Annotated in this window: 17 protein-coding genes; 16 read left to right on the top strand and 1 reads right to left on the bottom strand. The window is 43.4% G+C overall.

Annotated features, from left to right (window positions below):
• Positions 1 to 223: 223 nt before the first annotated feature.
• The 13 genes from RIL182_RS13565 to RIL182_RS13505 all read left to right on the top strand — a co-directional run bounded on the left by RIL182_RS13565 (position 224) and on the right by RIL182_RS13505 (position 17,058).
• Positions 224 to 1,756 carry an N-acetylmuramoyl-L-alanine amidase gene (locus RIL182_RS13565; RefSeq protein WP_242655619.1) on the top strand — a complete coding sequence of 511 codons (1,533 nt, stop codon included), beginning with the start codon at positions 224 to 226 and terminating at the stop codon, positions 1,754 to 1,756.
• Between the two features lie 269 nt (positions 1,757 to 2,025).
• A complete protein-coding gene (locus RIL182_RS13560) occupies positions 2,026 to 4,617 on the top strand; it encodes a leucine-rich repeat domain-containing protein (RefSeq protein ID WP_172606716.1) in 2,592 nt (863 codons plus the stop codon).
• Positions 4,618 to 4,987: 370 nt separating this feature from the next.
• A complete protein-coding gene (locus RIL182_RS13555; RefSeq protein WP_006858487.1) occupies positions 4,988 to 5,635 on the top strand; it encodes a DUF3990 domain-containing protein in 648 nt (215 codons plus the stop codon).
• Complete coding sequence (locus tag RIL182_RS13550; protein ID WP_006858524.1) at positions 5,613 to 6,062, top strand: hypothetical protein; 450 nt, start codon at positions 5,613 to 5,615, stop codon at positions 6,060 to 6,062. The genes RIL182_RS13555 and RIL182_RS13550 overlap by 23 nt, the downstream gene beginning before the upstream one ends.
• A 1-nt stretch (position 6,063) precedes the next feature.
• Positions 6,064 to 6,537 (top strand): NADAR family protein, encoded by a 474-nt coding sequence (locus RIL182_RS13545; protein ID WP_006858488.1) that lies wholly within the window; start codon positions 6,064 to 6,066, stop codon positions 6,535 to 6,537.
• Positions 6,538 to 6,909: 372 nt separating this feature from the next.
• The gene (hypB, locus tag RIL182_RS13540; protein WP_044999435.1) at positions 6,910 to 7,590 is read left to right on the top strand and encodes a hydrogenase nickel incorporation protein HypB; all 681 of its coding nucleotides are present in this window, start codon (positions 6,910 to 6,912) and stop codon (positions 7,588 to 7,590) included.
• Positions 7,587 to 10,316, top strand: coding sequence for an FAD-dependent oxidoreductase (locus RIL182_RS13535; protein ID WP_006858489.1), 2,730 nt, complete (start codon positions 7,587 to 7,589; stop codon positions 10,314 to 10,316). Before hypB ends, RIL182_RS13535 begins: the two co-directional genes overlap by 4 nt.
• A 5-nt stretch (positions 10,317 to 10,321) precedes the next feature.
• Positions 10,322 to 10,684, top strand: coding sequence for a hydrogenase maturation nickel metallochaperone HypA (locus RIL182_RS13530; RefSeq protein WP_006858490.1), 363 nt, complete (start codon positions 10,322 to 10,324; stop codon positions 10,682 to 10,684).
• Positions 10,685 to 11,274: 590 nt separating this feature from the next.
• Complete coding sequence (locus RIL182_RS13525; protein WP_006858492.1) at positions 11,275 to 11,529, top strand: TM1266 family iron-only hydrogenase system putative regulator; 255 nt, start codon at positions 11,275 to 11,277, stop codon at positions 11,527 to 11,529.
• A 114-nt stretch (positions 11,530 to 11,643) separates the two neighbouring features.
• Complete coding sequence (gene hydE, locus RIL182_RS13520) at positions 11,644 to 12,747, top strand: [FeFe] hydrogenase H-cluster radical SAM maturase HydE (RefSeq protein ID WP_006858493.1); 1,104 nt, start codon at positions 11,644 to 11,646, stop codon at positions 12,745 to 12,747.
• Between the two features lie 216 nt (positions 12,748 to 12,963).
• Positions 12,964 to 14,385, top strand: coding sequence for a [FeFe] hydrogenase H-cluster radical SAM maturase HydG (hydG, locus tag RIL182_RS13515; protein WP_134523360.1), 1,422 nt, complete (start codon positions 12,964 to 12,966; stop codon positions 14,383 to 14,385).
• 17 nt (positions 14,386 to 14,402) lie between these two features.
• Positions 14,403 to 15,686: a [FeFe] hydrogenase H-cluster maturation GTPase HydF gene (gene hydF / locus RIL182_RS13510; RefSeq protein ID WP_006858497.1), complete on the top strand. Its 1,284-nt coding sequence runs from the start codon at positions 14,403 to 14,405 to the stop codon at positions 15,684 to 15,686.
• Between the two features lie 193 nt (positions 15,687 to 15,879).
• Positions 15,880 to 17,058 carry an iron-containing alcohol dehydrogenase gene (locus RIL182_RS13505; protein ID WP_044999436.1) on the top strand — a complete coding sequence of 393 codons (1,179 nt, stop codon included), beginning with the start codon at positions 15,880 to 15,882 and terminating at the stop codon, positions 17,056 to 17,058.
• Positions 17,059 to 17,162: 104 nt separating this feature from the next.
• Here RIL182_RS13505 and htpG read toward each other — a convergent pair whose 3' ends face one another.
• Entirely contained in the window at positions 17,163 to 19,265 is a 2,103-nt protein-coding gene (gene htpG / locus RIL182_RS13500; protein WP_015520349.1) for a molecular chaperone HtpG, read from the bottom strand.
• A gap of 281 nt (positions 19,266 to 19,546) precedes the next feature.
• On the opposite strand from htpG, the gene RIL182_RS13495 reads away from it, so the two are divergent.
• The 3 genes from RIL182_RS13495 to RIL182_RS13485 all read left to right on the top strand — a co-directional run bounded on the left by RIL182_RS13495 (position 19,547) and on the right by RIL182_RS13485 (position 24,770).
• Positions 19,547 to 20,605: a Stealth CR1 domain-containing protein gene (locus RIL182_RS13495; RefSeq protein ID WP_006858500.1), complete on the top strand. Its 1,059-nt coding sequence runs from the start codon at positions 19,547 to 19,549 to the stop codon at positions 20,603 to 20,605.
• A gap of 3 nt (positions 20,606 to 20,608) precedes the next feature.
• Positions 20,609 to 23,350 carry a hypothetical protein gene (locus tag RIL182_RS13490; RefSeq protein ID WP_006858529.1) on the top strand — a complete coding sequence of 914 codons (2,742 nt, stop codon included), beginning with the start codon at positions 20,609 to 20,611 and terminating at the stop codon, positions 23,348 to 23,350.
• A 202-nt stretch (positions 23,351 to 23,552) separates the two neighbouring features.
• Entirely contained in the window at positions 23,553 to 24,770 is a 1,218-nt protein-coding gene (locus tag RIL182_RS13485) for an iron-containing alcohol dehydrogenase (RefSeq protein ID WP_006858501.1), read from the top strand.
• Positions 24,771 to 24,996: the final 226 nt, after the last annotated feature.

The raw sequence follows: 24,996 nt of genomic DNA, 5'->3' as shown, positions 1-24,996 counted from the left end.
TACAAAAAATGACTGCTTGCAGGCATTTTTTGTGTTTTTCTTATTTGATAGGGCGGTGCTAGGTGCCGGTGGCACCTGTTTAGCACGGACCGAAGTGGAACGTAGATGCCCGTCAGTCCAGTGGCACTGCGGATGAAAGAATTTGAAAAATTAAAATAGATAAGATAGAGAGTGAACGGATTTGAATGCAGAGAAGCGAAGAAAAAAACGACTGAGAAACCTGGTGTGCATAGTATATTGTTCGCTGCAGCTTCTGATCGTTCTTGCGTTATTTCAGGGGATGGGGAGTCTGCTGCACAAGCTGGTTCCGGCAGGCATCGACCTTTCGCAGATTGAGGGGAAGATCGTGGTTGTTGACGACGAGCAGGAGAATAAGGATAAGTTAGATGAGAATAAACTGATCGTATGCTTAGATGCCGGACATGGCGGAAAGGATAACGGGTCTGATTACAGGCTTCGTTATGAGAAAAATGATAATTTAAAAATCACACAGGCAGTGGCGGCATATCTTGCTGACAAAGAAAATATTCAGGTCATTATGACACGTTCCGATGATACATTTTTATCATTGGAGGAACGGACATCTTTTGCAAATCAGAATAATGCCGATTATTTTGTGTCACTGCATCGCAATACGGGTGAAGGAAATGGTGTGGAGACCTGGATCCGCAGTGACGCGGATGACAAGACACAGGCGCTTGCAAAAAATATTATGGATAACCTGGATGCTGCAGGGATCTCGAGAAACCGTGGTGTAAAAAAAGGGACACAAAAGAGCGAGAGCAAAGATTATTATGTAAATCTGCACACGAACATGCCGGCATGTATTGTCGAACTTGGTTTTATGAACAGTCCGACGGATAATCAGCTGTTTGATGCAAACATTGACAGTTATGCAAAGGCGATCGGGGATGCTGTGTTAAAAACGTATGAGTCTTATGGAAAAGACGGAGCAGATGCTAAAGAATCCGTCGAGGATGTTCCAGGCACGGAAGAGCAGACGAGTACGGAAACGGGCACAGGTACGACAGGACAGGTATTGCAGAACACACCGATTGAAAATGTATCCTCATTGGATGCCACCAGCCATGACTGGGGACTTGGCAGCCATACAGATGATGAAAACCGTCCGTTAGATGCCATCAATGCGCAGGAGACATATGGAAAATACAATGCCTGCTTTATTGGTGATGACACGAAAGACATTTATCTGACCTTTGATGAAGGCTATGAATACGGACAGACGGAGAGCATCTTAAATACCTTAAAGGAAAAAGGGGTATCTGCCACATTTTTTGTGACAGAACCGTATGCGAAAGAGAATCCGGATCTGGTAAGACGAATGATCGATGAAGGACATGTGTTAGGAAACCACAGTGTGACGCATCCTTCCGCAGGTATGCCTTCTTTATCATTAGATAAACAGGAAAATGAGGTAACAGAGAATCATGCCTATATCAAAGAAAATTTTGGATATGATATGTATCTGTTCCGTTACCCGACAGGAAGATTCAGTGAGCAGTCACTTGCCCTGTTAAATAACTGTAATTACAAGAGTATTTTCTGGAGTTTTGCATATCTGGATTATGATGTCAATAATCAGCCGGATCATGCATCGAGTCTGCAGAAGATGAAAGATAAACTTCATCCGGGTGCAATTTATCTGCTCCATGCGGAGTCAGAGACAAATGCAGCAGTGCTGGGAGATTTTATTGATGCCGTGAGAGCTGCAGGGTATGGGTTTAAGAATTTTTAATAGAATATTTTCAGGAGAAAGCAGGGAACGTCAGAATGATTTGACGCTCCCTGCTTTTTTCAGAAATGTGGGTTGTCAGTTTAGCTAGCATCACTTTACCTTGATAACCATTTATTTTGATAAAGTGATGACACGCAGTATAAAAAATGATACAATATTTTTGTATGCATATATGTACGCTTAGAATTTTCTAAATGAAGAATTCTAGGAGTACATGAAAAAAGGGAAATGAAATAAAAAAGAAGGCGCTGAATTTGAAAGTGACAAAAATGATAAGCAGGAAAATGGCAGGCGGCATATTATTGGGCTTTCTGGCTGTGGCAGGCATTGTGACAGGCAGTCAGGGAAGTGTGACAGTTTATGCGGCAGAGGAATTACAGGGAAGTGGAACAGCAGAAGATCCGTATGTGATCACCGGTTCGGAGGATCTGTGGAAGTTTGCAGAGATCGTAAAAGCATCCTCGGATAGAAATGAATGTGCGAAAGTTGCAGATGGTGTAACAGAGATCGATACAACAGTACGTGGAGAAAAGAAAGACTTAACATGGAATCCGATCGGAGATTCCTCCGGTTCCTATAAAGGAGTCTTCGATGGTAACGGAGCAGAGATCACGATCCATGCGGACAGAAGCATTAACAATAATGCCGGTTTGTTTGGCATACTAGGCAGTGGCGGAGAGATAAGAAATGTCACCACTGCAGGAAGTTCTAAAGGCTGGGATAGTGTAGGAGGTATCTGTGGTCAGGCATGTAGTGATGCAAAAATCGTAAACTGTAACAATAAAGCAGATATAACCGCACAAGGAGGTCAGGCAGGAGGTTTGGCTGGATATGCAAGCAGTGCACAGATCGAATCCGATACCTCGATCAGTAATACAGGTGCAGTTACAGGGACAGCGAATGTAGGTGGACTTGTCGGTCAGGCTAGTGGTGGAATGAAGGTGATCGTCCATGAGGGTATTCTCAATTCTGGAGCTATAACTGCTAAATCAAGTGGATATGTCGGAGGTTTGATCGGATATGCAGATCTTGCGTCCATTCAAGCGGATGCGGATATTATCAATACGGGTAAGATATCTAGTATGGGAAGCAATACTTCTATGGGAGCAGGAGGATTGATCGGATATGGAATTGATATATCTATAATTTCCCGGAATGGAATGTTACAGAATAAAGGAGAAGTGACAGCAGCAATTACAAGTGTTGGTGGTATTGGAGGGCATATGACAAGTTCTGATAACAGTAACTGTCAAATTCAGGCAGCAAAGGGCGTGATCAATACCGGCAGGATCACAGGTAAAAATAGTGTCGGTGGAGTTGTCGGGGAGTATGCATATTCTGCACCGATGACTTCTATGGATGGATTTATTTTAAATAGGGGAGCTGTGGAAGGAAATGGAGATAATGTCGGCGGTGTGATCGGAAGAATGGGCAGCAATTCAGATGGTAGTAAGTATGGAAATATGGGAGATGTCACGAATACAGGTAAGTATACCGGCGGCGTGATCGGATCATGGGACAGCAATACCAGTCTGGAAAATTCGTTCAATATAGGAAATGTGGTAGTAACAGGTGAAGATGCTGCAGACGTTGGTGGTATTGCAGGAAGATTTACGGGTGTCAATATTAAGAATTGCTATCATACAACGGAGTATCCGCTGATCGGTAACGGAGAAGCTGAGAAAGACGAGATCACCGGCAAGATATCGAATTGTTACTGTATGGAGAAGAATACGTTACCATGGGACGGCGAGATTACAAAGACAACGAAAGCATTCACGGATGGAGAGGTTGCATATCTTCTGGATGGAAGTGGAGATAGCAGGAGGGCTGAATTGATCTGGGGACAGAAAATCGGAACAGATCAGACTCCGGTATTGGGCGGTATGACTGTATATCAGGATGGCAGCATATACAGTAATGCAGACGGACATCACTATGGTGCACCACAGTATACATGGAGCGAGAGCGATATGAGCTGTACGGCACGCAGGATATGTGAGGGATGTGAAAATGAAGAAAGCGAAACTGTAACTGCATCTTATACAGAGGAAAAAGCAGGATGTGAAACAAACGGCAAGAAAGAGTACAAAGCAGAATTTAAAAATCCATCATTTGAGGTTCAGACAAAGACGATCATGACGGATTCACTTGGACATGATGTAACAGATGCAGTCTGGTCAAAGGATGAAAAGGCACATTGGAAAGATTGTAAAAATGGATGTGGAAAGAAATTAGAACAGGCAGAGCATACATTTCAGACGATCATCGACCGGCAGGCAACAGAAAGTACCGAAGGCAGCAGCCATGAGGAATGCAGCGTATGCGGCTATCAGAAAGCAGCAGTTGTGATCCCGGTGACCGGGAAGGAAGAAACAACAAATGAACAGCCGTCCAATACAAATACACTTACCGTCGGACAGGTTGTTGTGAATAAGGCAGATGGATCGTTCTATACCATCAAGAAGAATGCCGGTAAAGTCCATGAGGTAGAATACAAGGCACCGAAAAACAAAAAACAGACAAAGATCGCTGTGCCGGATTCTATCAAAATTAATGGTGCGACCTATAAAGTAACATCGATCGCAAAGAGTGCATTTAAGAATAATAAGAAACTAAAGACGGTTACGATCGGTAAGAATGTATCAAAGATCGGAGAAAATGTCTTTTCCGGATGCAAGAAGTTAAAGACAATTACGATAAAATCTACAAAACTGAAAGCAAAGACACTTTCTAAGAGTACATTTAAAGGAATCACAAAAGCAACCACGGTCAAAGTACCGAAGAAGAAATTATCCGCTTATAAGAAATTATTTAAGAGCAGGGGACTTTCTTCCAAAGTAAAAGTAAAGGCATATTAAAGTAAGACAGACAACGTTACAGTATACAGGTTTTCCTGCGGACTGTAGCGTTGTTTTTTTCTGGTGCAATCTATGGCAGGATAGGTATAGAATATTTTCAGAAGAAATGGTAAAATGAAATCGGTCAATCCGTGCAGAGATGCGTGTGGCTCCGGCTGCATTACCTGCGACACTTTTTTCAATAGCGTAGGCTTAGCGGTGTTATCGTGAGGTAGCGGATGACCTTTTTATGTATTGCTCTAGGAAAAGAGGTAGATCAGGCAATCAAAGAGGGGAATAAAGCATTATTGGGTACGCTAAAAGAACTTAGCTTAAAAAAGCGGAACAGATTGCAATTTCTAAATTATGTTTGTATAGGGAGGATGACGATATGGGTAAGATTATCTTGTATCATGGGAGTCCTGACAAAGAAATAAAGCCAGCTTTTGGATTGGGAGAAAACCGGCATGATTACGGAAAAGGCTTTTATTTGACGGAAAATATTGATCTTGCAAAAGAATGGGCGGTTTGCAGACCGGATGAGACAAATGGCTGGGTTCATAAATATGAGTTGGATATGGAAGGACTGAAAGTACTTGATTTCCAGAAATATAGCATTTTATCATGGCTGGCTGAATTAATGAAACACAGGGATGCAGCAGACTCTAAGCGTTACAGAATGTTGTCGCAGAAGTTTATTGCAAAATATGGTATCGAAACAAGCGGATATGATGTGATAAAAGGATGGAGAGCGGATGCATCGTACTTTTATATTGCAAAAGCGTTTGTCAGAGATGAAATTGATGTGGAAATTTTAGAAGAGCTCCTTTTGTTGGGAGGTTTGGGAATACAGTATTGTATTAAATCAGAACTGGCATATTCGAGGCTGTCTGAGAGAAAAGAAGAACTTATTTCCGTGGAATATGACGAGTTTAATGAAAAATACAATGAACGCGATGTGACAGCAAGGAAAAGGATGAAAGAATTGATTGACTCTGATGCAAATAAAGTAACCAATGTGTTTAGTACACTTTTATGAGGAGAGAAAAATGCGGGCATATTCAGAGACATATTTAGATGATGTGGTAGAGAGTCAGGGAAAACTGTTTGATTTTGTAGCGCAGACATTTCCTGAAAATGATACAACGGATTTTATAGAAGCGTATATGAAAAGTAAAACCAGAAAATATATCGATGAGTCGATGGCGTATGTTAATACCATGGATGCTAAAGAATTATGGAGATATTTTTCGGATACAGAAAAGTATAAATTGAAAGCTGGAAAGGCTTTAGAAGGGTTTATGCCGGACTGGATTGGCGAGTTTTATGCGTATTATCAATGGTACTATAATATTCCAAGCTCGGAGGTGATAGAAAAAGTACCGTTAAATTTTTTGATGAAAGCGTATCACGGACTGCATGACTTAGAGCTTGATCTGGCAGTAAAAAAGGTAGGTGCAGCATAAAATGGATATTTTATGTTTTCATAATCCTGATGAGGAAAATGGATACTTGAGTAACTGGTATATGTCACAGTTTGATGTAAATGGAATCGGATTTTCATCTATGGAGCAATATATGATGTATAAAAAGGCAGTTTGTTTCAGAGACGATGTGATTGCTGAAAAGATATTGGAAACAGATGAGGTTGGATCTATAAAAGAACTGGGACGTATGGTGGCAGGCTATAATGAAAATTACTGGAATGGTATAAGGCAGATTGTAGTTTATGAAGGGCTTATAGCAAAATTTTCCCAAAATGATAAATTGAGGGAAGGTTTGTTACATACGAAAGATCAAATCCTTGCAGAATGTGCGGTAAAAGACAGAATTTGGGGGATTGGATTATCTATGAAAGATCCAGATCGGATGGATTTGAGCAAATGGAGAGGTCAAAACTTATTAGGATACACATTGATGATGATAAGAGACAGGTTGTAAATGTTATTACTTATCTGAAATATTCTTATGAAGAAGGATATGTAAAAGTAAAGGCATACTAAAGTAAGACAGACAACGTTACAGTATACAGGTTTTTCTGCGGACTGTAGTGTTGTTTTTTTAATTCATAGGATTCGGGTGTCAAAATTTGGAAGCCACCTTTTGACACCCGAATCTTCATAGGAAAATTACGTCCATGAATTAAAAAATCTTCGCATTCCTGTGATAGCAATCAGACAATTCTAAACAAATTCTAAAAAATTGGCACACTGGTATGACCAGAATTTATTGACACAACCACCCTAAAATGATAGAATTTATCTATAAGTAACAGATAAGGCGAAAAATGTTACAAAAGAAATGGAGATTATCATGGGAAATGTACGGATTCTGGAAGTAAAACAGAGCATTTTCGAGAGCAATGACAAGCAGGCAGCATTGCTTCGCGAAGAACTGAAAAAAGACGGCGTGTTCTTGTTGAACCTGATGTCATCGCCTGGATCAGGCAAGACAACGACGCTGACACGCACGATCGAGGCACTGAAAGATGACTTGAAGATCGGTGTCATGGAGGCAGATATCGACTCTGACGTGGATGCGGAAACAATTTTAAAGACCGGAGCAAAGGCAATCCAGCTTCATACAGGCGGCATGTGTCATCTGGATGCAGATATGACGAGACAGGGATTAAAAGGACTTGGAACAGATGATGTGGAACTGGTTATTTTAGAGAATGTCGGCAATCTGGTATGTCCAGCGGAGTTCGATACGGGTGCAGTGAAAAATGCGATGATCTTATCCGTACCGGAAGGACATGACAAACCTTTAAAATACCCGCTGATGTTTTCCATCTGCGATGTCGTGCTGATCAACAAGATCGATGTGATGCCATATTTTGATTTTGACTTAGAGCAGTGTAAAAAGAACATCCTGATGCGCAATCCGAATGCAAAGATCATCCCGATCTGTGCAAAGACAGGTGAAGGTATGGAAGAATGGGCAGACTGGCTGAAAAAAGAGACCGCTGCATGGAGAGAGGAGGAACACGCATGAAAAAGTTTGAGTACACACCACCGGAACAGCCGAGAGAGCTGATCTTAAAATTAGGACAGAAGATCACCGACCGTATCGGTCATACAGTGACAGCCGAAGATCCGGAATATTATGGACTAGAAGCACTTGTGACGGACGAGATGGCAGAGGTTGCATTGAAAATGAAAGTGCGCAAACCGATGACATTAGCACAGATTGTAAAAGCAACCGGAAAAGAAGAGAAAGTGTTAGAAGAATTGTTGCAGGAGATGAGCAATATCGGTCTTTTGGAATACAACTGGGAAAATCCAAAGCATGAGAAACAGTATGTTCTTCCGATGTATGTACCGGGAAGTGCAGAGTTCTTTAATATGAAGTTAGACCAGATCAAAGAGCACCCGGAAGTTGCATCATTCTTTGAGCGCATGGCATTTTTACCATTGCAGAAAGTAACACCGATGGTACCGCCAGGAGGCGCTGGAATCGGTATGCACGTTATCCCGGTTGAGAAAGCGATCGAGACGGAAAATGAGTCTGTCAGTGTCGAGCATATTTCCCACTGGCTGGATAAATATGATGGAAAATATGCAGCAGGTCCGTGTTCCTGCCGTTATTCCCGCGGTGTTTTGGGCGAGGGATGCGCGGATGATCCGGAAGACTGGTGTATCGGTGTCGGCGATATGGCTGACTATTTAGTCGAGACAAACAAGGGACATTACATTACACGTGAAAAGGTAATGGAAATCTTACAGCGTGCGGAGGACAACGGATTTGTTCATCAGATCACAAACATTGACGGCGAGGACAAGATTTTTGCCATCTGTAACTGTAATGTAAATATCTGTAATGCACTTCGTACTTCACAGTTATTTAACACACCGAACATGTCACGTTCTGCTTATGTGGCAAAGGTTGAAACAAAGGACTGTGTTGCATGTGGACGCTGCGTAGAGTACTGTCCGGCGGGTGCCGTAAAAATGGGTCAGAAACTCTGTACGAAAGATGGAACCATCACCTATCCGAAACACGAGCTGCCGGATAATACCAAGTGGGGACCGGAAAAATGGGATATGGATTACCGTGATAACAACCGCATCAACTGTTATGATACCGGAACGGCACCGTGTAAGACGGCATGTCCGGCACATATCGCAGTACAGGGATACTTAAAGATGGCGGCACAGGGACGATACACAGATGCCCTTGCCCTGATCAAAAAGGAAAATCCGTTCCCGGCAGTCTGCGGCCGTGTCTGCAACCACCGCTGTGAGGATGCATGTACAAGAGGAACTGTGGACCAGGCAGTTGCGATCGATGATGTCAAGAAATTTATCGCAGAACTTGATCTGAATTCAGATACACGTTACATTCCACCGGTCGTACAGCCGTCAAACCGTGGAACTTTCCCACAGAAGATTGCAATCATTGGTGGTGGTCCGGCTGGTTTAAGCTGTGCGTTTTATTTGGCAACCAGAGGTTACAAACCGACTGTATTTGAGAAAAATCAGCGCCCGGGCGGTATGCTCGTTTACGGTATTCCTTCTTTTAAATTAGAGAAAAATGTTGTGGATGCTGAAATCGAAGTGATGCGTGAACTTGGTGTGGATATCAAATGCGGCGTGGAAGTTGGAAAAGATATTTCGTTAGACGAACTGCGCGCGCAGGGATATCAGGCATTTTATATTGCAATCGGCTGCCAGGGAAGCCGCAAAGCAGGCATTCCGGGCGAGGATGCCGCGGGTGTAATGAGTGCGGTTGATTTCTTACATATCGTATCCGGTGGAAACGAAGACTACCGCGTGGATGGCAGATCTGTTGTCATCGGTGGCGGTAACGTGGCAATCGATGTGGCACGTACAGCGGCACGCTGTGGTTCCAACGAAGTTTCCATGTTCTGCTTAGAGTCTGAAAAAGAGATGCCGGCATCCAAAGATGAGGTGGAAGAAGTCAAAGAAGAGGGAGCTGCCGTTCACTGTGGCTGGGGTCCGAAAGAGATTTTGACAGAAAACGGTAAAGTGCGTGGCATCGTGCTGAAAAAATGTGTTTCCGTCAAAGATGAGACTGGACGTTTTAACCCACAGTTCGATGAGAATGAGACAATGACCGTGGAATGTGAGCATGTATACTTAAGTATTGGACAGAGCATTCTCTGGGGTGACCTTTTGGCAGGCTCTAAAGTGGAACTTGGAAGAGGAAACGGAGCAGTAGCAGATCCGCTTACTTACCAGACCGCAGAACCGGATATCTTTGTCGGTGGAGATGTCTATACCGGACCGAGTTTTGCAATCAATGCGATCGCAGACGGAAAAGAAGGTGCAGAGTCCATTCACCGTTTTGTACATGAAAACGCAAGCATGACGATCGGAAGAAACCGCCGTCAGTTTATCGAACTGGATAAGGAAAATCTTGCCCTGGAAGGATATGACAATGCAAAGAGACAGCGTCCTGCCATGGATGACAAGATTGATGCGCACAGATCATTCCGCGATGCACACAGGACACTGACCGAGGAGCAGGTGAAGATCGAGACCGCGCGTTGTCTTGGATGTGGAGCTTCCGTGGTCGATCCGAACAAGTGTATCGGCTGTGGTGTCTGCACGACAAAGTGTGAATTTGATGCGATCCATCTGCACCGCGAGCTGCCGGAGTGCAGCCGCATGGTAAAAGCGGAGGACAAGATGAAGGCAATTCTTCCTTATATGTTAAAACGTGAAGTGAAGATCCGTTTTGGAAAAAAGGAGAAATAAAGCGAATGCATGAACTTGGAATCGTATTTCATGTGATCAAAAGCGTGGAGGAGATCGCGCAGGAAAATGAACTGACAAAGGTTTCGGCTGTGACACTTTCCATCGGGGAAGTGTCCGGCATCGTGCCGTCTTATCTCACAGACTGCTGGCGCTGGGCGGCGGACCGCACAGAGGTTTTATCCGGCAGTGAGTTAAATATCGAGACAATCCATGCAGTGACACATTGTGATGACTGTGGCTGCGAATATGATACCGTAGCACATGGTAAGATCTGCCCGGAGTGCGGCGGGGAACATACCTGGCTTTTATGTGGAAATGAGACGATGATCAAAGAGATCGAGGTGCCGGAGGAAGAGCCGGTGCCGTAAAGAGTAACATTTTTGTTACTGTTCACTCGCAAGCTTGACACTTGCTGTCAAGCTGTGCGCCAAAGACTATATCATGCCAGATTACAGCCCCATGCATCGAAGATGCATTTAAAATGGGCTGTAATCGTTACTGCTCACACAGTATGTGTGAACAGTAACACATTTTTTGTATTTTATATCGTACAGAATCGAAACATAATTGCAATTCTTAAAAAATCATGATACCCTTTGTATACATAATACTTATATAGGCAAAAAATTTTGCTGTATAATTTTTGTGTATGCAGAGGGTATTGTTATAATAAGAAATTTGCCCGTAAAATGCATCTAAATTGAGATTGTAAATCTTTGCAAAGAGCACACGTAAAGTCCTTTTTGCACAAGATTGTTTATTAGAAAAAGAAAAGACGCTGACATCAAAAGAATCACTTGAGATGAAAGGTATGGCATAAATGGAAAATGTAAGAGGCGCAATGCGACTCTTATTAGGCTGTACCTGAAATTAGGGGTACAGTTTTTTTTATTCCAAAATCTGTATCATAGATTCGTGTATGAAAATCATATAAATTTGATAATCAGGGAGGAAACGAATGGATACAAGAGTAGCTTTGATCGGGATCATCGTTGAAAATATGGATTCCACGCCGGAATTAAATAAACTTTTGCATGAATACGGCTCGTATATTATCGGACGGATGGGTCTGCCATACCGTGAGCGGAATGTGCATATCATCAGCGTTGCAATCGATGCGCCGCAGGATGTTATCAATGCACTTTCCGGGAAAATTGGCAGACTTGATGGAATCACGGCAAAGACGGTGTATTCGAATGTTGGCATGGCATAAGCTGGCGTGGATATGAATTGAAAATATACACATTGGGCAAAATCAAAAGAAATATATGTCGGATGCCCAATCTCACTAGCAGAAAGACCATTATGATCGGACAGGGATAAATTTATGTTACAAAACCAGAGAACACCAGACAAAAACAAACAGAAAAACTATGGCATGTCAGCGCAGAATTTTAAAAATCTGCCAGAGACAATAGAAAAGACAGCAGATATCACAAAAGAACAGCTTGCATTTCTTCTTGCCACAGAGGACGATGCGATGATACAGGATTTAAAACAGCGTGCGCGGAACACAGGTGACCGCATCTATGGAAAAAATGTCTACATCCGCGGACTGATTGAGTTCACAAATTACTGCAAAAATGACTGCCTTTACTGTGGAATCCGCAGAAGTAACTGCCACGCAGACCGCTACCGGCTGACGGAAGAAGAGATTCTTTCCTGCTGTAAAATCGGATATGAGCTGGGATTTTGCACCTTTGTACTGCAGGGTGGGGAGGATGGATTTTATACCGATGAAAAGATCTGTCAGATCGTTTCAAAGATCAAGGCAGAATATCCTGATTGTGCGGTGACACTTTCTATCGGAGAAAAATCAAGAGAGAGCTATCAGGCATATTTTGATGTGGGGGCAGACCGGTATCTGCTGCGCCACGAGACGGCAGATGAGGCACATTATAAGAAACTGCACCCGGTAGAGATGTCCTATCAGAACCGGATGCGCTGTCTTAGAGATTTAAAAGAAATCGGATATCAGACCGGATGCGGATTTATGGTAGGTTCGCCTTATCAGACCGTAGATACCCTGTGGGAAGATCTGCAGTTTATCCGTAGATTGAAACCGCAGATGGTCGGTATTGGTCCGTTTATCCCGCAGAAAGATACGCCGTTTGGTACTGAGACAGCGGGCACTATGGAGATGACACTGCGGCTGCTTTCCATTATCAGACTGATCCATCCGCATGTACTTCTCCCGGCGACCACAGCGCTTGGAACGATTCATCCTAAGGGCAGGGAGCTTGGAATTTTAGCGGGAGCAAATGTCGTCATGCCGAATTTATCCCCGGTTGCCGTGCGGGAGAAATATAAATTATATGATAATAAGATCTGCACCGGTGACGAGGCAGCAGAGTGCCGCTTCTGCATGCAGAAACGAATGGAAAGCATTGGCTATCAGGTAGCCGTAAACAGGGGCGATTTTCAGCCATAAGGAAGCAGAATGGAAAGTATCAGCCATCTGTGAGACAGAACGGGCGGACATAAGATAACTTCAGAAATCACAAATTGACAAAAAGCCAGCAGACTTAAGGCGGATCTACTGGTTTTATACGACAGTTCTGCAAAAAGAGCAGTCTGTCGTCCATATAAAAATACACTAACCGGAAAGCAAGCGGGCGCAAACTGACCGGAAAGAAAGGAAGAATGTATGTATAGCGCAAAATCATTAAAAGCAGAAGAGTTTATTTCAGATGAGGAGATCAGAGAGACACTTGCCTATGCAGATGCCAACAAGGACAATGTGGCACTGATCGATGAGATCATCGAGAAGGCAAAATTAAGAAAGGGCTTAAATCATAGGGAGGCATCTGTCCTATTAGCATGTGAGATTCCTGAAAAAATCCAGGAAGTTTATGCACTTGCAGAGCAGATCAAAAAAGATTTTTACGGAAACCGTATCGTATTGTTTGCACCGCTTTATTTGTCAAACTACTGCGTGAACGGCTGTGTATACTGTCCGTATCATCTGAAAAACAAACACATTGCAAGAAAGAAACTGACGCAGGAAGACATCGTAAAAGAAGTTACTGCATTGCAGGATATGGGACATAAACGTCTTGCCATTGAGGCGGGCGAAGATCCGGTCAACAACCCGATCGAATATATCTTAGAGTGCATCAAGACCATCTACAGCATCAAACATAAAAACGGTGCAATCCGCCGTGTCAATGTCAATATTGCTGCAACGACCGTGGAAAATTACCGCAAATTAAAAGAAGCTGGAATCGGAACTTATATCCTGTTTCAGGAGACTTACCATAAAGAAAGCTATGAAAAGCTGCATCCGACCGGACCGAAACACGATTACGCATATCACACAGAAGCGATGGACCGTGCAATGGAGGGCGGAATTGATGATGTAGGACTTGGCGTATTGTTTGGACTTGACCTTTACCGTTATGAGTTTGCAGGACTTTTGATGCACGCAGAACACTTAGAGGCAGTACATGGAGTCGGACCGCATACTATCAGTGTACCGCGAATCAAGCATGCAGATGACATTGATCCGTCTGCATTTGACAATGGCATCTCTGACGACACATTTGCAAAGATCTGTGCTCTGATCCGTGTTTCCGTGCCATATACCGGAATGATCATCTCAACAAGAGAGAGCCAGGAAGTGAGAAACAAAGTCCTTCCGCTTGGCGTTTCCCAGATCAGCGGTGCATCAAAAACAAGCGTCGGCGGCTACGCAGAGCCGGAAAAAGAAGGAGAAGTGACCAGTGAGCAGTTTGATGTCAGCGACCAGAGAACCTTAGATGAAGTTGTGAACTGGCTGATCAAACTGGGGTATATCCCAAGTTTCTGTACTGCATGTTACCGCGAGGGAAGAACCGGTGACCGTTTTATGGCACTTTGTAAAAACATGCAGATCTTAAACTGCTGTCACCCGAATGCGCTGATGACATTAAAAGAATATCTGGAAGATTATGCAAGCGAAGAGACAAAACGTCTTGGTATGGAGCTGATCGACAGAGAACTTAAAAAAATTCCGAATCCGAAAGTAAAACAGACTGCATACGAGCACATCCACGATATCGCAGAGGGAAAACGTGATTTCAGATTCTAAGGGAAATGAGGAGTACTATGGCAGGAACACTGAATGATACACCAGGCAGCAACCGTCTGCATATTGGTGTGTTCGGGAAAACAAACAGCGGGAAATCTTCTTTTATCAACGCCTTCACACATCAGGAAGTCTCCATTGTTGCAGATGTTGCCGGAACGACGACGGATCCGGTCTATAAGCCGATGGAGATCAGTCCGCTTGGTCCCTGTGTGATTATTGACACAGCGGGATTTGATGATGAGACTGAGCTTGGGGAACGCCGTGTGGAGAAAACGAAACTGGCAGCGGAAAAGGCGGATATCGCTGTGATCGTGGTATCTGGCGCGGATGCCTGCAGAGAGGATGCTTCAGAGACGAAAGATGCAAAAGAAAAATTACAACAGTCGTCCGAGAAAAATCAGGAGAACTTACCGGATCTCACAGAAGAATTAAAGTGGTATCAGTTTCTGAAAGAAAAAAATACGCCTGTTTTATTCCTCGTCGGGAAAGCAGATATTGATCCGCATACGGACGAACTTGCTTCTTATATCAAAGAAAAAACAGGAAAACAGGCGCTCACAGTCAGTGCCAAAACGGGGGCAGGGATCGACACAGTCAGGGAAGAACTCGCCCGCCTTGTGCCGGAAAATTACGGAGATAGGCTGATCACGGGAGATCTCGTCACAGAAGAAGATTTCGTCTTACTGGTCATGCCGCAGGATATCCAGGCGCCGAAAGGACGTCTGATCCTGCCGCAGGTGCAGACATTACGGGAACTTTTGGATAAAAAGTGCCTGGTCATGAGTGTGACAACAGATAAACTATTGCCGGCACTTGCAGCCTTAAAAGAACCGCCGAAACTGATCATCACAGACTCACAGGTATTCGGCTATGTGTATGAGCACAAGCCGAAAGAGAGCATGCTGACCTCATTTTCTGTTTTGTTTGCAGCGTATAAAGGAGATCTTCCTTACTATGTGGAAGGTGCAAAAATGTTAGATTCCCTGACAAATGAATCGCATGTTCTGATCGCAGAATGCTGCAGCCATGCGCCACTGCAGGAAGATATCGGAAGAGTCAAAATCCCGCGCATGTTAAAAAAGCGCGCAGGAGAGAGCATTACCGTAGACATCATGAGTGGAACGGATTTTCCACAGGATTTATCCGGCTATGATCTGATCATCCAGTGCGGTGCATGCATGTTTAACCGCAAATATGTGATGTCGCGGATCGACCGTGCCAAAAAACAGCAGGTTCCGATGACAAATTATGGGGTGACGATCGCACATCTGACCGGAATACTTGATAAAATTTCAATGTAGATAGTTTGTCAGACAGATATATAATAAGAAGATACGATAAGAGAGTGTAAGCCCGCAGAGAACCGGTGATGGTTTCCTGCGAGCTTGTTCAGACTAAAGCAGATACGTTTTCTTACCGATAATAGCTTATATAACTAGAAGTAGTTATGAAAAGAGGAAATAAGAACTTTTACATGTGGGAATGAGGAGCAAAATGAACGATTTTAATTATTATGCACCGACAAAAGTTGTTTTCGGAAAAGGTGCGGAACAAAAAGTTGGAAACCTGATAAAAGAACAGAACTGTAAAAAGGTTCTCATCCATTATGGAAGCGGCAGTGCCAGACGCTCCGGTCTGTTAGACAGGATCGAGGCGATCTTTGATAAAGAGGGGATCACTTACGTCGAATTGGGCGGTGTCGTTCCAAACCCGAGACTTTCTCTGGTGTATGAAGGAATCGCACTCTGTAAAAAAGAAAATGTCGATTTCATCCTTGCCGTCGGCGGCGGAAGTGTCATTGATTCCGCAAAGGCGATCGGATATGGTGTTGCAAATGAAGGAGACGTGTGGGATTTCTTTGATTTTAAACGGAAACCGACTGCATGTCTGCCGATCGGTGTAGTGCTTACGATCGCGGCGGCGGGAAGTGAGATGAGCGGTTCCTGCGTAATAACAAAGGAAGATGGCGGTATGAAGAGAGGATGCACGACCGATTACAGCCGATTAAAGTTTGCTGTTTTAGATCCGGAGCTTACGATGACGCTTCCACCGTATCAGACAGCATGCGGATGCACGGATATCCTGATGCATACGATGGAACGCTATTTCAACCACGGTGAAAACATGGAACTGACGGATGGAATCAGTGAAGCACTGATGCGCACGGTGATCAGAAATGCAAAAATCCTTGTAAAAGAGCCGGAAAATTATGATGCGCGCGCGGAAGTCATGTGGGCGGGAAGTCTTTCCCATAATGGACTGACCGGCTGCGGAACGGATGGTGGTGACTGGGCAACGCACAAATTAGAACACGAGCTTGGTGGAATGTTTGATGTGGCACATGGAGCAGGGCTTGCCGCAATCTGGGGAAGCTGGGCACGCTATGTCTGCGGGGAGCGTATTGAACGATTTGTGCAGTTTGCAGAGCACGTTATGGGTGTGGAGCCGCAGGAGACAGAACAGAAGACGGCAGAGGCAGGCATTGCTGCAATGGAGGATTTTTACCGGGAAATCCATATGCCGACATCATTAACGGAACTTGGCATTGCGCCGACAGAAGAACAGATAAAAGAACTGGCAGAAAAGTGTAATGCGGCAGTCAGAGGCAATCTTGGAAAAGTAAAGCATCTGGATGTGGAAGATATGATCGCAATCTATACGGCAGCAAAATAATATTTTTATAGAAATTCAGGTATAAACACGATAAAAAACAGCATGAGAAAACCCCTGCAAAACTCGTATCTACAGGTTTTGTAGGGGCTTGTATTCTGTAAAAATTATTTTGCAAGAAGCATCATGATCTGATTGCTGCGCTGTACAAATTTTGCCATAGCGTCAACAGACAGCGGCTGGTTGGAAAGCATTGCAAGATCGTAAAGCTGTTCACAGAACATCGGAACATGCTCGGAATCTTTGTGCTCAAAGATATATTTTACAAGTTCATTGTTTGCGTTTAAGGTCAGGGTCTGATCCGCAGCAAACATGTTCGGATCCATGCCGCCCATGCCGTTCATTGCATACATCTTCATCATATCCTGCATACGTCTGCCTTCCTCGGAAAGCGTGATGACAGAAGCGATATCCGCATTTTTCAGCTTCTCAACTTTGACAGTCAGTTTATCGTTGTTTAAAGCTTTTTTAAACACATCCGTCAGGGTATCTGTCTCAGCCTTTAAGTCCTCAGCGGAAGTCTCGTCCTTTAAGGATTCTGTGACATCTGCATCAATACGCATGAATTTATAATGCTCATTGCGCTGCTCAAGCTGTGAGATGAAGGAAGTATCAATGTTGTGGTCTAAGATGACAGCGTCCATGTTCTGCTCTTTGAACATCTTAATGTACTGACCCTGCTGAAGTTTGTCAGTTACATAGTAGATTACCTTGCGCTCATCTTTTTTCTCAGTATTCTCATCTGCTGCATCGGTGCTTTCCTTTTTGATCGGATTGCCGTCAGCATCTAATACCTCAGCTTCATCTTTGTTTTCGTCTTTCTTTTCTTCCTCTTTGACTAAGAGTTCCGGAAGAGTGAGATATTTGTCATCCAGATTCTTGAACAGGATGTAATCGTTCATCTTGTCACAGAATTTGGTATCTTTCAGACAGCCGAATTTGATGAACGGGCTGATGTCGTCCCAGTATTTCTCGTAATTTTCTTTATCCGTCTTGCACATACCGATCAGCTTGTCAGCTACTTTCTTGGTGATGTACTCGGAGATCTTCTTTACAAAACCATCGTTCTGCAGTGCACTTCTGGATACGTTAAGCGGCAGATCCGGGCAGTCGATCACACCTTTTAAGAGCATTAAGAATTCAGGAATGACTTCCTTGATGTTATCGGCGATAAATACTTGGTTGTTGTAAAGTTTGATGGTTCCCTCGATGGAATCATACTCGGTATTGATCTTCGGGAAGTACAGGATACCTTTTAAATTAAACGGATAGTCCATATTTAAGTGGATCCAGAACAACGGTTCTTTGTAGTCTAAGAATACTTTGCGGTAAAATGCTTTGTATTCTTCGTCGGTGCATTCGTTCGGACTCTTTGCCCAGAGAGGGTTGGTATCGTTTAATGAAACCGGACGCTTTACGATCTTTAATTTATCTTTTGCAGGAGAAACTTCAACGACTTCTTTTTCGCCGTTTTCGTTTTCTTTCTCCTCTGTTTTTGCCTCCTCATGGATCGTCTCAACGACAGTGTCTGTGTCTAATTTATCAGCGGCGTCGATCGTCTCATATTCTGTCTCAGCGTTTGCCTTCTCAAGGAAGATCGGAGTCGGCATGAAAGAGCAGTACTTTTCGATGACTTCTCTTGCACGGTACTCGTTGGAAAATTCAACGGAATCCTCGTTTAAGAAAAGGGTGATTTCTGTACCGACGCCTTCTTTGGTGCCATCAGCCATATCAAATTCAGTACCGCCGTCGCAGGACCAGTGAACAGCCGTTGCGCCGTCTTTGTAGGATAATGTATCGATCGTTACCTGATCAGCTACCATGAATGCGGAATAGAAGCCAAGTCCGAAGTGACCGATGATCTGATCGTCGTTTGCTTTGTCTTTGTATTTTTCAATGAAATCTGTTGCGCCGGAAAATGCGATCTGGTTGATGTATTCCTCAACCTCGTCTGCGGTCATACCAAGACCATTATCGATAAATTTTAAGGTTTTTTCTTCCGGATTTACAACAACGTGGATCTCCGGTTTGTAGTCAGACGGTAATGTATATTCGCCCATCATTTCGAGTTTTTTTAATTTTGTGATCGCATCACATCCGTTACTGATCAGCTCACGGAAGAAGATGTCGTGATCGGAATATAACCATTTTTTGATAATCGGGAACAGATTATCGCTGTTAATTGAAAGATTTCCATGTTTCTCTGCCATATTCAAACACTCCTTTATAATCGTAATAAAATGCAGTGGGCAGATCCGCCTCGCTGCTGCCTGAATCTAATATTATAACCGCAAATTTCAAAAGTCAATAGAAAATCAGCACTCTTTTTTAATGAGTGCTAACAAAAGAAACGGAAATGCCTTAAAACAGGGAAAAACCAGTATTTCTAAAAAAAATATAAATTAAGCAGATAAATGGGATTTTCATTTTGCAGGATTTGTTTTATCATGATAACAGTGAAATTTATTAAGCAGATGAAAAAACTGTTTTTATGAAAATCAGGACAGGGATGGAGAGTTTTATGAAGCAGGACAATAATATTCCGGAAATTGATTTTGTGATCACATGGGTGGATGGAAATGATCCGGACTGGCAGAAACAGAAAATGGAGTACAGTATGCAGCCGGATCTGTCGCAGAAACAGGATGACAGAAAAGAGAGATACAGAGACTGGGATCTGCTGAGGTACTGGTTTCGTGGTGTGGAGCGTTTTGCACCATGGGTGCGCAGGATACACTTTGTTACATGGGGGCATCTGCCATCCTGGTTAAATAAAGAACATCCGAAGTTAAATATTGTAAATCATAAAGATTTTATTCCAGAAAAATATCTGCCGACATTTAATTCACATGCCATTGAGTGGAATATGCACAGAATCCCAGGTCTGGCAGAGAATTTTGTATATTTTAATGATGATATGTTTCTGATAAAAAAGGTCAGACCGGAACAGTATTTTAAAAATGATCTTCCGGTGGATATGCTGGCTCTTCAGCCTGATGTGGCAAATACAAAAGATCAGGTCATGCCATATATTTACCTGAATAATACCATGCTTCTGGCAAAATATTTTGACAAACGTGAAAATATGAAAAAACAGCCGGGAGCATATTTCCATCCCGGTTATCCGTTTATGTATTTTATTTATAATATGTTAGAACTGGCGTTCCCGTTGTTTACAGGATTTTACACGGTTCATGGGCCGTCTCCTTTTAAAAAGAGTACTTTTGTGAAAATGTGGGAATTAGAGCCGGAGTTGTTAAACGAGGTGTGCAGCCATAAATTCCGTCAGAAAGAGGATGTCAGCCAGTATGTGCTCAGGGAGTATCAGAAACTGACTGGCGGTTTTGTTCCCGGCAATGTAAGAAGACTCTGCCGGTATTATGATGTCTCAAATGATAACAGCAGGATTGTGGCTGATATAGGTCATCAGAAGAGTGGAAGCGTCTGTTTGAATGACAGCAATCAGGAGATTGATTTTGAGTGGGCAAAAGAAGAACTTCATATGGGTTTTGCGCAGATCTTGAAGGAAAAATCTGCATTTGAAAAGTAAGAGGTGAAAAAAGTGATCGTATTAAAAGCAGATAGCGAATTAAAAATGACATTTGAACGGCTGATAAAGACCATGCATGCAAATGTAAACTGGACAGGTCTTTTTGTGGCACTTGATAATTATCTCATTTTACAGGGGGAAGTGCGCTCCCTGTTTTTTCATTTTGACAGTAGAAAAGTGGCGGAAAATATTGTAGATCTGCCGATCAAAGAAGATGAGATCAAAGATACCGATGAGGCAGCAGTACGGGATGTGATCAATATGATCCTGTATGCATTTGGAAAATGGGGAACGATCCAGGGACTTCGTGTGGAAAAAAATACGGAGCAGCTGAATACTCTTTTCGAGCATGTGCTTGCAGGAATCTATATTGAACCGGAATATACCACGCAGTATTTTCGTTTTTATCATGCAGGAAAGCGTATTACCTATGAAGATGTGATACAGGCGGCACTTGAGGCAAAAGAAGCAGTGCAGAAGGAAGAGGAAGCAGACGAGGAACAGGGACTCTGGCATAAAGTTGAATGGAAGATGGCGCATACTGTTTTTGAGAGAACAGAACTTTCACTGTCAGAAAGAGCAAAAGGCAGGATTGGCAATAACTTTTATAAAGTTGGTTACCGCTGCCCAAAATGCAAAGGAAATCTGCATATGATCATGTATCCGAAAGGAAAAGAGTTTCGAATCGAGACGCCTGAGGGAGTAGTCCTTTTGGCAAAAGCATGTACCTGTGCAGCGTGTCACAGATTTTATACGCCGCGCCCATGGAAACTTCTTGGAGACGGCGATATTTATCTGATGGATTTTGAGGAGGATAAAAAGGCATACGAAGATTATCTTGAGCTGATGGGGCGTAACGGCGAGCATGAGGCAAACAGCCGTTATAATGAGTATGAGGACGGCAGAAAGCCGGCGGGTGTCGAGGACGAGCAGCAGCCACTTGAGGAACTGTGCGAGGATCTGCCGGAATATTCAGATGCAGACTTTGAGGAATTATTAAATAAGATAGAAGAGGGATTTTTCCCGGAAAGCAGTATTGCAGCCTGCGAACCTGCCATACAGGAGGAAAAAAAGCGTCGTAAAAAGTTAAAGAGTACGCCTGCATCAGATCAGGACGAAGTCACAGATGATGAAGAAGAGCAGGATGAGAGCAAGAACCGGCACGCAGAAAAACAGCATGGAAATGAAAGCGCGGGTGAAAGTGGATGGAAGCGGAATGAGAACGAAAGGCTGTATGCAGATGCACGTCAGGATGAAACCGAACGACGCCATGTGAAAGGTTCCCGATATGAGAGTGACAGCAGGCAGCCGCACGAAGCTGGGCAGATTGGTGGGGAATCGTCCGATGAAAAATATGCACAGGTAAATAATGCGGAGGCACAGAAAGCCCGTGAAACTTATCAGGCTAAATTTGGAGTCGCAGACCGTATGTCAGAGCGCCAGCTTTCTGAATTAAAACACCAGCTCATGCATGAAACAAGAATTTCGCCCGAAGAGCGGAAACAATACCTGGATGTGTTAGAGGAAAAAGAACAGGACAGAAAGCTTGCCGCGTTAAATAAAAAGGCAGAGAGCTGCGCAGATAAAAATTATGCCGTGATGCGCCGTGTCTATGACGAGATTGCAGAGGAAAAGCTGCCGCAGGAGAAAAAACAGAATCTGCTTTTAAATCTGAAACAGAAAATGCAGACACAGGCAGAGCGGGAAGTCGCAGAGCTAGTTGGGAAAATGCCGCCTAATATGGACAGGGCACGTTACCATGCACTTCGGGAGAAATTAAAAGAATACGAAGGAGTAGATTTAACCCCATATCAGGAACGGTTAGAATCGCAGAAAAATCTTGCCGAACAGCAGGAAATAAAAAATATGATCCGCCAGTCGAGAAAAATCACCAGAGATGATCTGACAGAGCTTAAGGAGCGTCTGAAAGAAAAGGAGTTTGAGCCGGGGCTGGTTTTGCCGTATTTTGAGCAGATCGAGAATAAAATCCGTCAGATGGATGAAAATGAGATCGCAGAAATTACCGGTGATCCGGCACACATGTCCTTTGATGAGGGAATGGATGCGTATCAGAAGATTGCAGAAGGACCATATTTACCGGATTTAAAGGATAATGCATTAGAACTTTTAAGCAGGCGTCTTTCCAAGATCAAGACGGATGAGTGTGAACAGCTTGTAAATAAGCTGAAAAATGAACTGGAAGAGGCGGGAATCACAGAAAGCCAGAAACATTATTTTTACCCGGCGAGAAAAGTGCTGTTAAAGCAGGCAGCGCCGCAGGAAACAGAGGTTATCGATTATGCCATGGCATCCTATGCCGCAGGAAACGGTCTGTTTGAATATCCGATTTTTGTGGTGGACACATCGAGAAACAACAGTGGAAAAGAGGGGATTATCCTGACACCGGAACATCTATATTACAGCACACTGATGACATCTTACCGTATTGATGTTCCGTCCATAGATGAGATCACTGCATCCACAGGACTTTTAAACCGTGGTGTGTATGTGACAGAGAAAAATGGGAAAAAGACGAAAATTCCATATGCGGTAGAAAATAAGCAGCTCACGGCATATGCCGGGGTATTGAATGAATTTATTCATTATTTACAGGAAAAACCGGATTCGCGAAATATTTCTTATCTGGCGAAAGAAAAACATGATACGATCTGCTGCTTCCGCTGTGGTTATGTATATAAGGGAGGAAATATCTGTCCAAAATGTGGATTTAAAAACAATGCTTAGAAAATATTAAGAATTATTAAAAATGTATAAAAATGCTTCTTATTTTTGAAAGATATGATATAATGTTACCATACATATTGTTATTTAATTAACAAAATATGTGATGGTTATATAAAAGTTGCACACAGTAAATGACACAAAAAATACAGGCATGTGTATGTGTCAGGGGGCGGCCTTTTGATGGCGGCAGATTGGAGGAAAGATGGCAAGATTTACATTACCACGCGATTTGTATCACGGAAAAGGGGCATTGGAAGCATTAAAGACGTTTGAAGGCAAAAAGGCGATTATCTGCGTAGGCGGTGGTTCCATGAAACGTTTCGGTTTTCTTGACCGCGCAAAACAGTATCTGGAAGAAGCCGGCATGGAAGTACAGCTTTTTGAAGGAATTGAGCCGGATCCATCGGTGGAGACCGTAATGAAGGGCGCAAAGGCGATGGAAGAGTTTGGTCCGGACTGGATCGTTGCGATCGGAGGAGGTTCGCCGATCGATGCGGCAAAGGCTATGTGGATCAAATACGAATATCCGGATATCACATTTGAGGATATGTGCAAGGTGTTTGGTATTCCAAAACTTCGTAAGAAAGCGCATTTCTGTGCGATTTCCTCAACTTCGGGAACTGCAACAGAGGTAACTGCATTTTCCATCATCACCGATTATGAGAAAGGTATCAAATATCCGATCGCTGACTTTGAGATCACACCGGATGTTGCAATCGTTGATCCGGAACTTGCAGAGACAATGCCACAGAAACTGGTAGCACATACCGGAATGGATGCGATGACACATGCAATCGAGGCATATGTATCGACAGCGAACTGTGATTTCACAGATCCGCTTGCCCTGCATGCAATCAAGATGATCCAGCGTGATCTGGTAGGATCTTATAACGGGGATATGGAAAAGAGAGATAACATGCATAATGCACAGTGTCTTGCCGGTATGGCATTTTCCAATGCACTGCTTGGTATCGTACATTCCATGGCACATAAGACCGGTGCTGCATTTGCGGATTACGGCGCACATATCATCCACGGTGCAGCCAACGCAATGTATCTGCCGAAAGTGATCGCATTTAACGCCAAAGATGAAACTGCAAAGAAACGTTATGGTGAGATCGCAGATTTCATGGGACTTGGCGGTGATTCATTAGACGAGAAAGTGGAACTTCTGATCAAATATCTGCGTGGTATGAATGATGACTTAAAGATTCCGCACTGTATTAAGAATTATGGTGCAGACAGTTATCCGACCGAGCAGGGCTTTGTACCGGAAGAAGTGTTCTTAGAGAGACTGCCGGAGATCGCAGCCAATGCAATCTTAGATGCATGTACAGGATCAAACCCGAGACAGCCGAGCCAGGAGGAGATGGAAAAGCTGTTGAAATGCTGTTACTATGACACGGAAGTAGATTTCTAGGATTTTTCGAAGCGGAGAATAAAAAGAAAAAGACAGACGGATTATTCCTGTTGGGTGGGAATGATCCGTCTGTTTTTCATTCATAGGAAATTACGTCCTATGAATGAAAACGCCCTCCGGGCGGGATGCGCACCTCGCGGAGGAGAAGAAAAATATTTTGAAGTATGTACAGGCAGATAGTCTGCGGAGATATGATAGAAATGATTTCGCAAACAATTGAAAATAG

It is taken from the genome of Roseburia intestinalis L1-82 (assembly GCF_900537995.1).
Lineage (GTDB): Bacteria > Bacillota > Clostridia > Lachnospirales > Lachnospiraceae > Roseburia > Roseburia intestinalis.
This window is presented reverse-complemented; position numbering and strand designations above follow the sequence as displayed.

Excerpts from the sequence above, each read along its gene's own strand:
- RIL182_RS13560 (WP_172606716.1), top strand. The coding sequence starts at position 2,026 with ATGATAAGCAGGAAAATGGCAGGCGGCATATTATTGGGCTTTCTGGCT.
- RIL182_RS13555 (WP_006858487.1), top strand. The coding sequence starts at position 4,988 with ATGGGTAAGATTATCTTGTATCATGGGAGTCCTGACAAAGAAATAAAG.
- RIL182_RS13550 (WP_006858524.1), top strand. The coding sequence starts at position 5,613 with ATGTGTTTAGTACACTTTTATGAGGAGAGAAAAATGCGGGCATATTCA.
- RIL182_RS13545 (WP_006858488.1), top strand. The coding sequence starts at position 6,064 with ATGGATATTTTATGTTTTCATAATCCTGATGAGGAAAATGGATACTTG.
- hypB (WP_044999435.1), top strand. The coding sequence starts at position 6,910 with ATGGGAAATGTACGGATTCTGGAAGTAAAACAGAGCATTTTCGAGAGC.
- RIL182_RS13535 (WP_006858489.1), top strand. The coding sequence starts at position 7,587 with ATGAAAAAGTTTGAGTACACACCACCGGAACAGCCGAGAGAGCTGATC.
- RIL182_RS13530 (WP_006858490.1), top strand. The coding sequence starts at position 10,322 with ATGCATGAACTTGGAATCGTATTTCATGTGATCAAAAGCGTGGAGGAG.
- RIL182_RS13525 (WP_006858492.1), top strand. The coding sequence starts at position 11,275 with ATGGATACAAGAGTAGCTTTGATCGGGATCATCGTTGAAAATATGGAT.
- hydE (WP_006858493.1), top strand. The coding sequence starts at position 11,644 with ATGTTACAAAACCAGAGAACACCAGACAAAAACAAACAGAAAAACTAT.
- hydG (WP_134523360.1), top strand. The coding sequence starts at position 12,964 with ATGTATAGCGCAAAATCATTAAAAGCAGAAGAGTTTATTTCAGATGAG.
- hydF (WP_006858497.1), top strand. The coding sequence starts at position 14,403 with ATGGCAGGAACACTGAATGATACACCAGGCAGCAACCGTCTGCATATT.
- RIL182_RS13505 (WP_044999436.1), top strand. The coding sequence starts at position 15,880 with ATGAACGATTTTAATTATTATGCACCGACAAAAGTTGTTTTCGGAAAA.
- htpG (WP_015520349.1), bottom strand. The coding sequence starts at position 19,265 with ATGGCAGAGAAACATGGAAATCTTTCAATTAACAGCGATAATCTGTTC.
- RIL182_RS13495 (WP_006858500.1), top strand. The coding sequence starts at position 19,547 with ATGAAAATCAGGACAGGGATGGAGAGTTTTATGAAGCAGGACAATAAT.
- RIL182_RS13485 (WP_006858501.1), top strand. The coding sequence starts at position 23,553 with ATGGCAAGATTTACATTACCACGCGATTTGTATCACGGAAAAGGGGCA.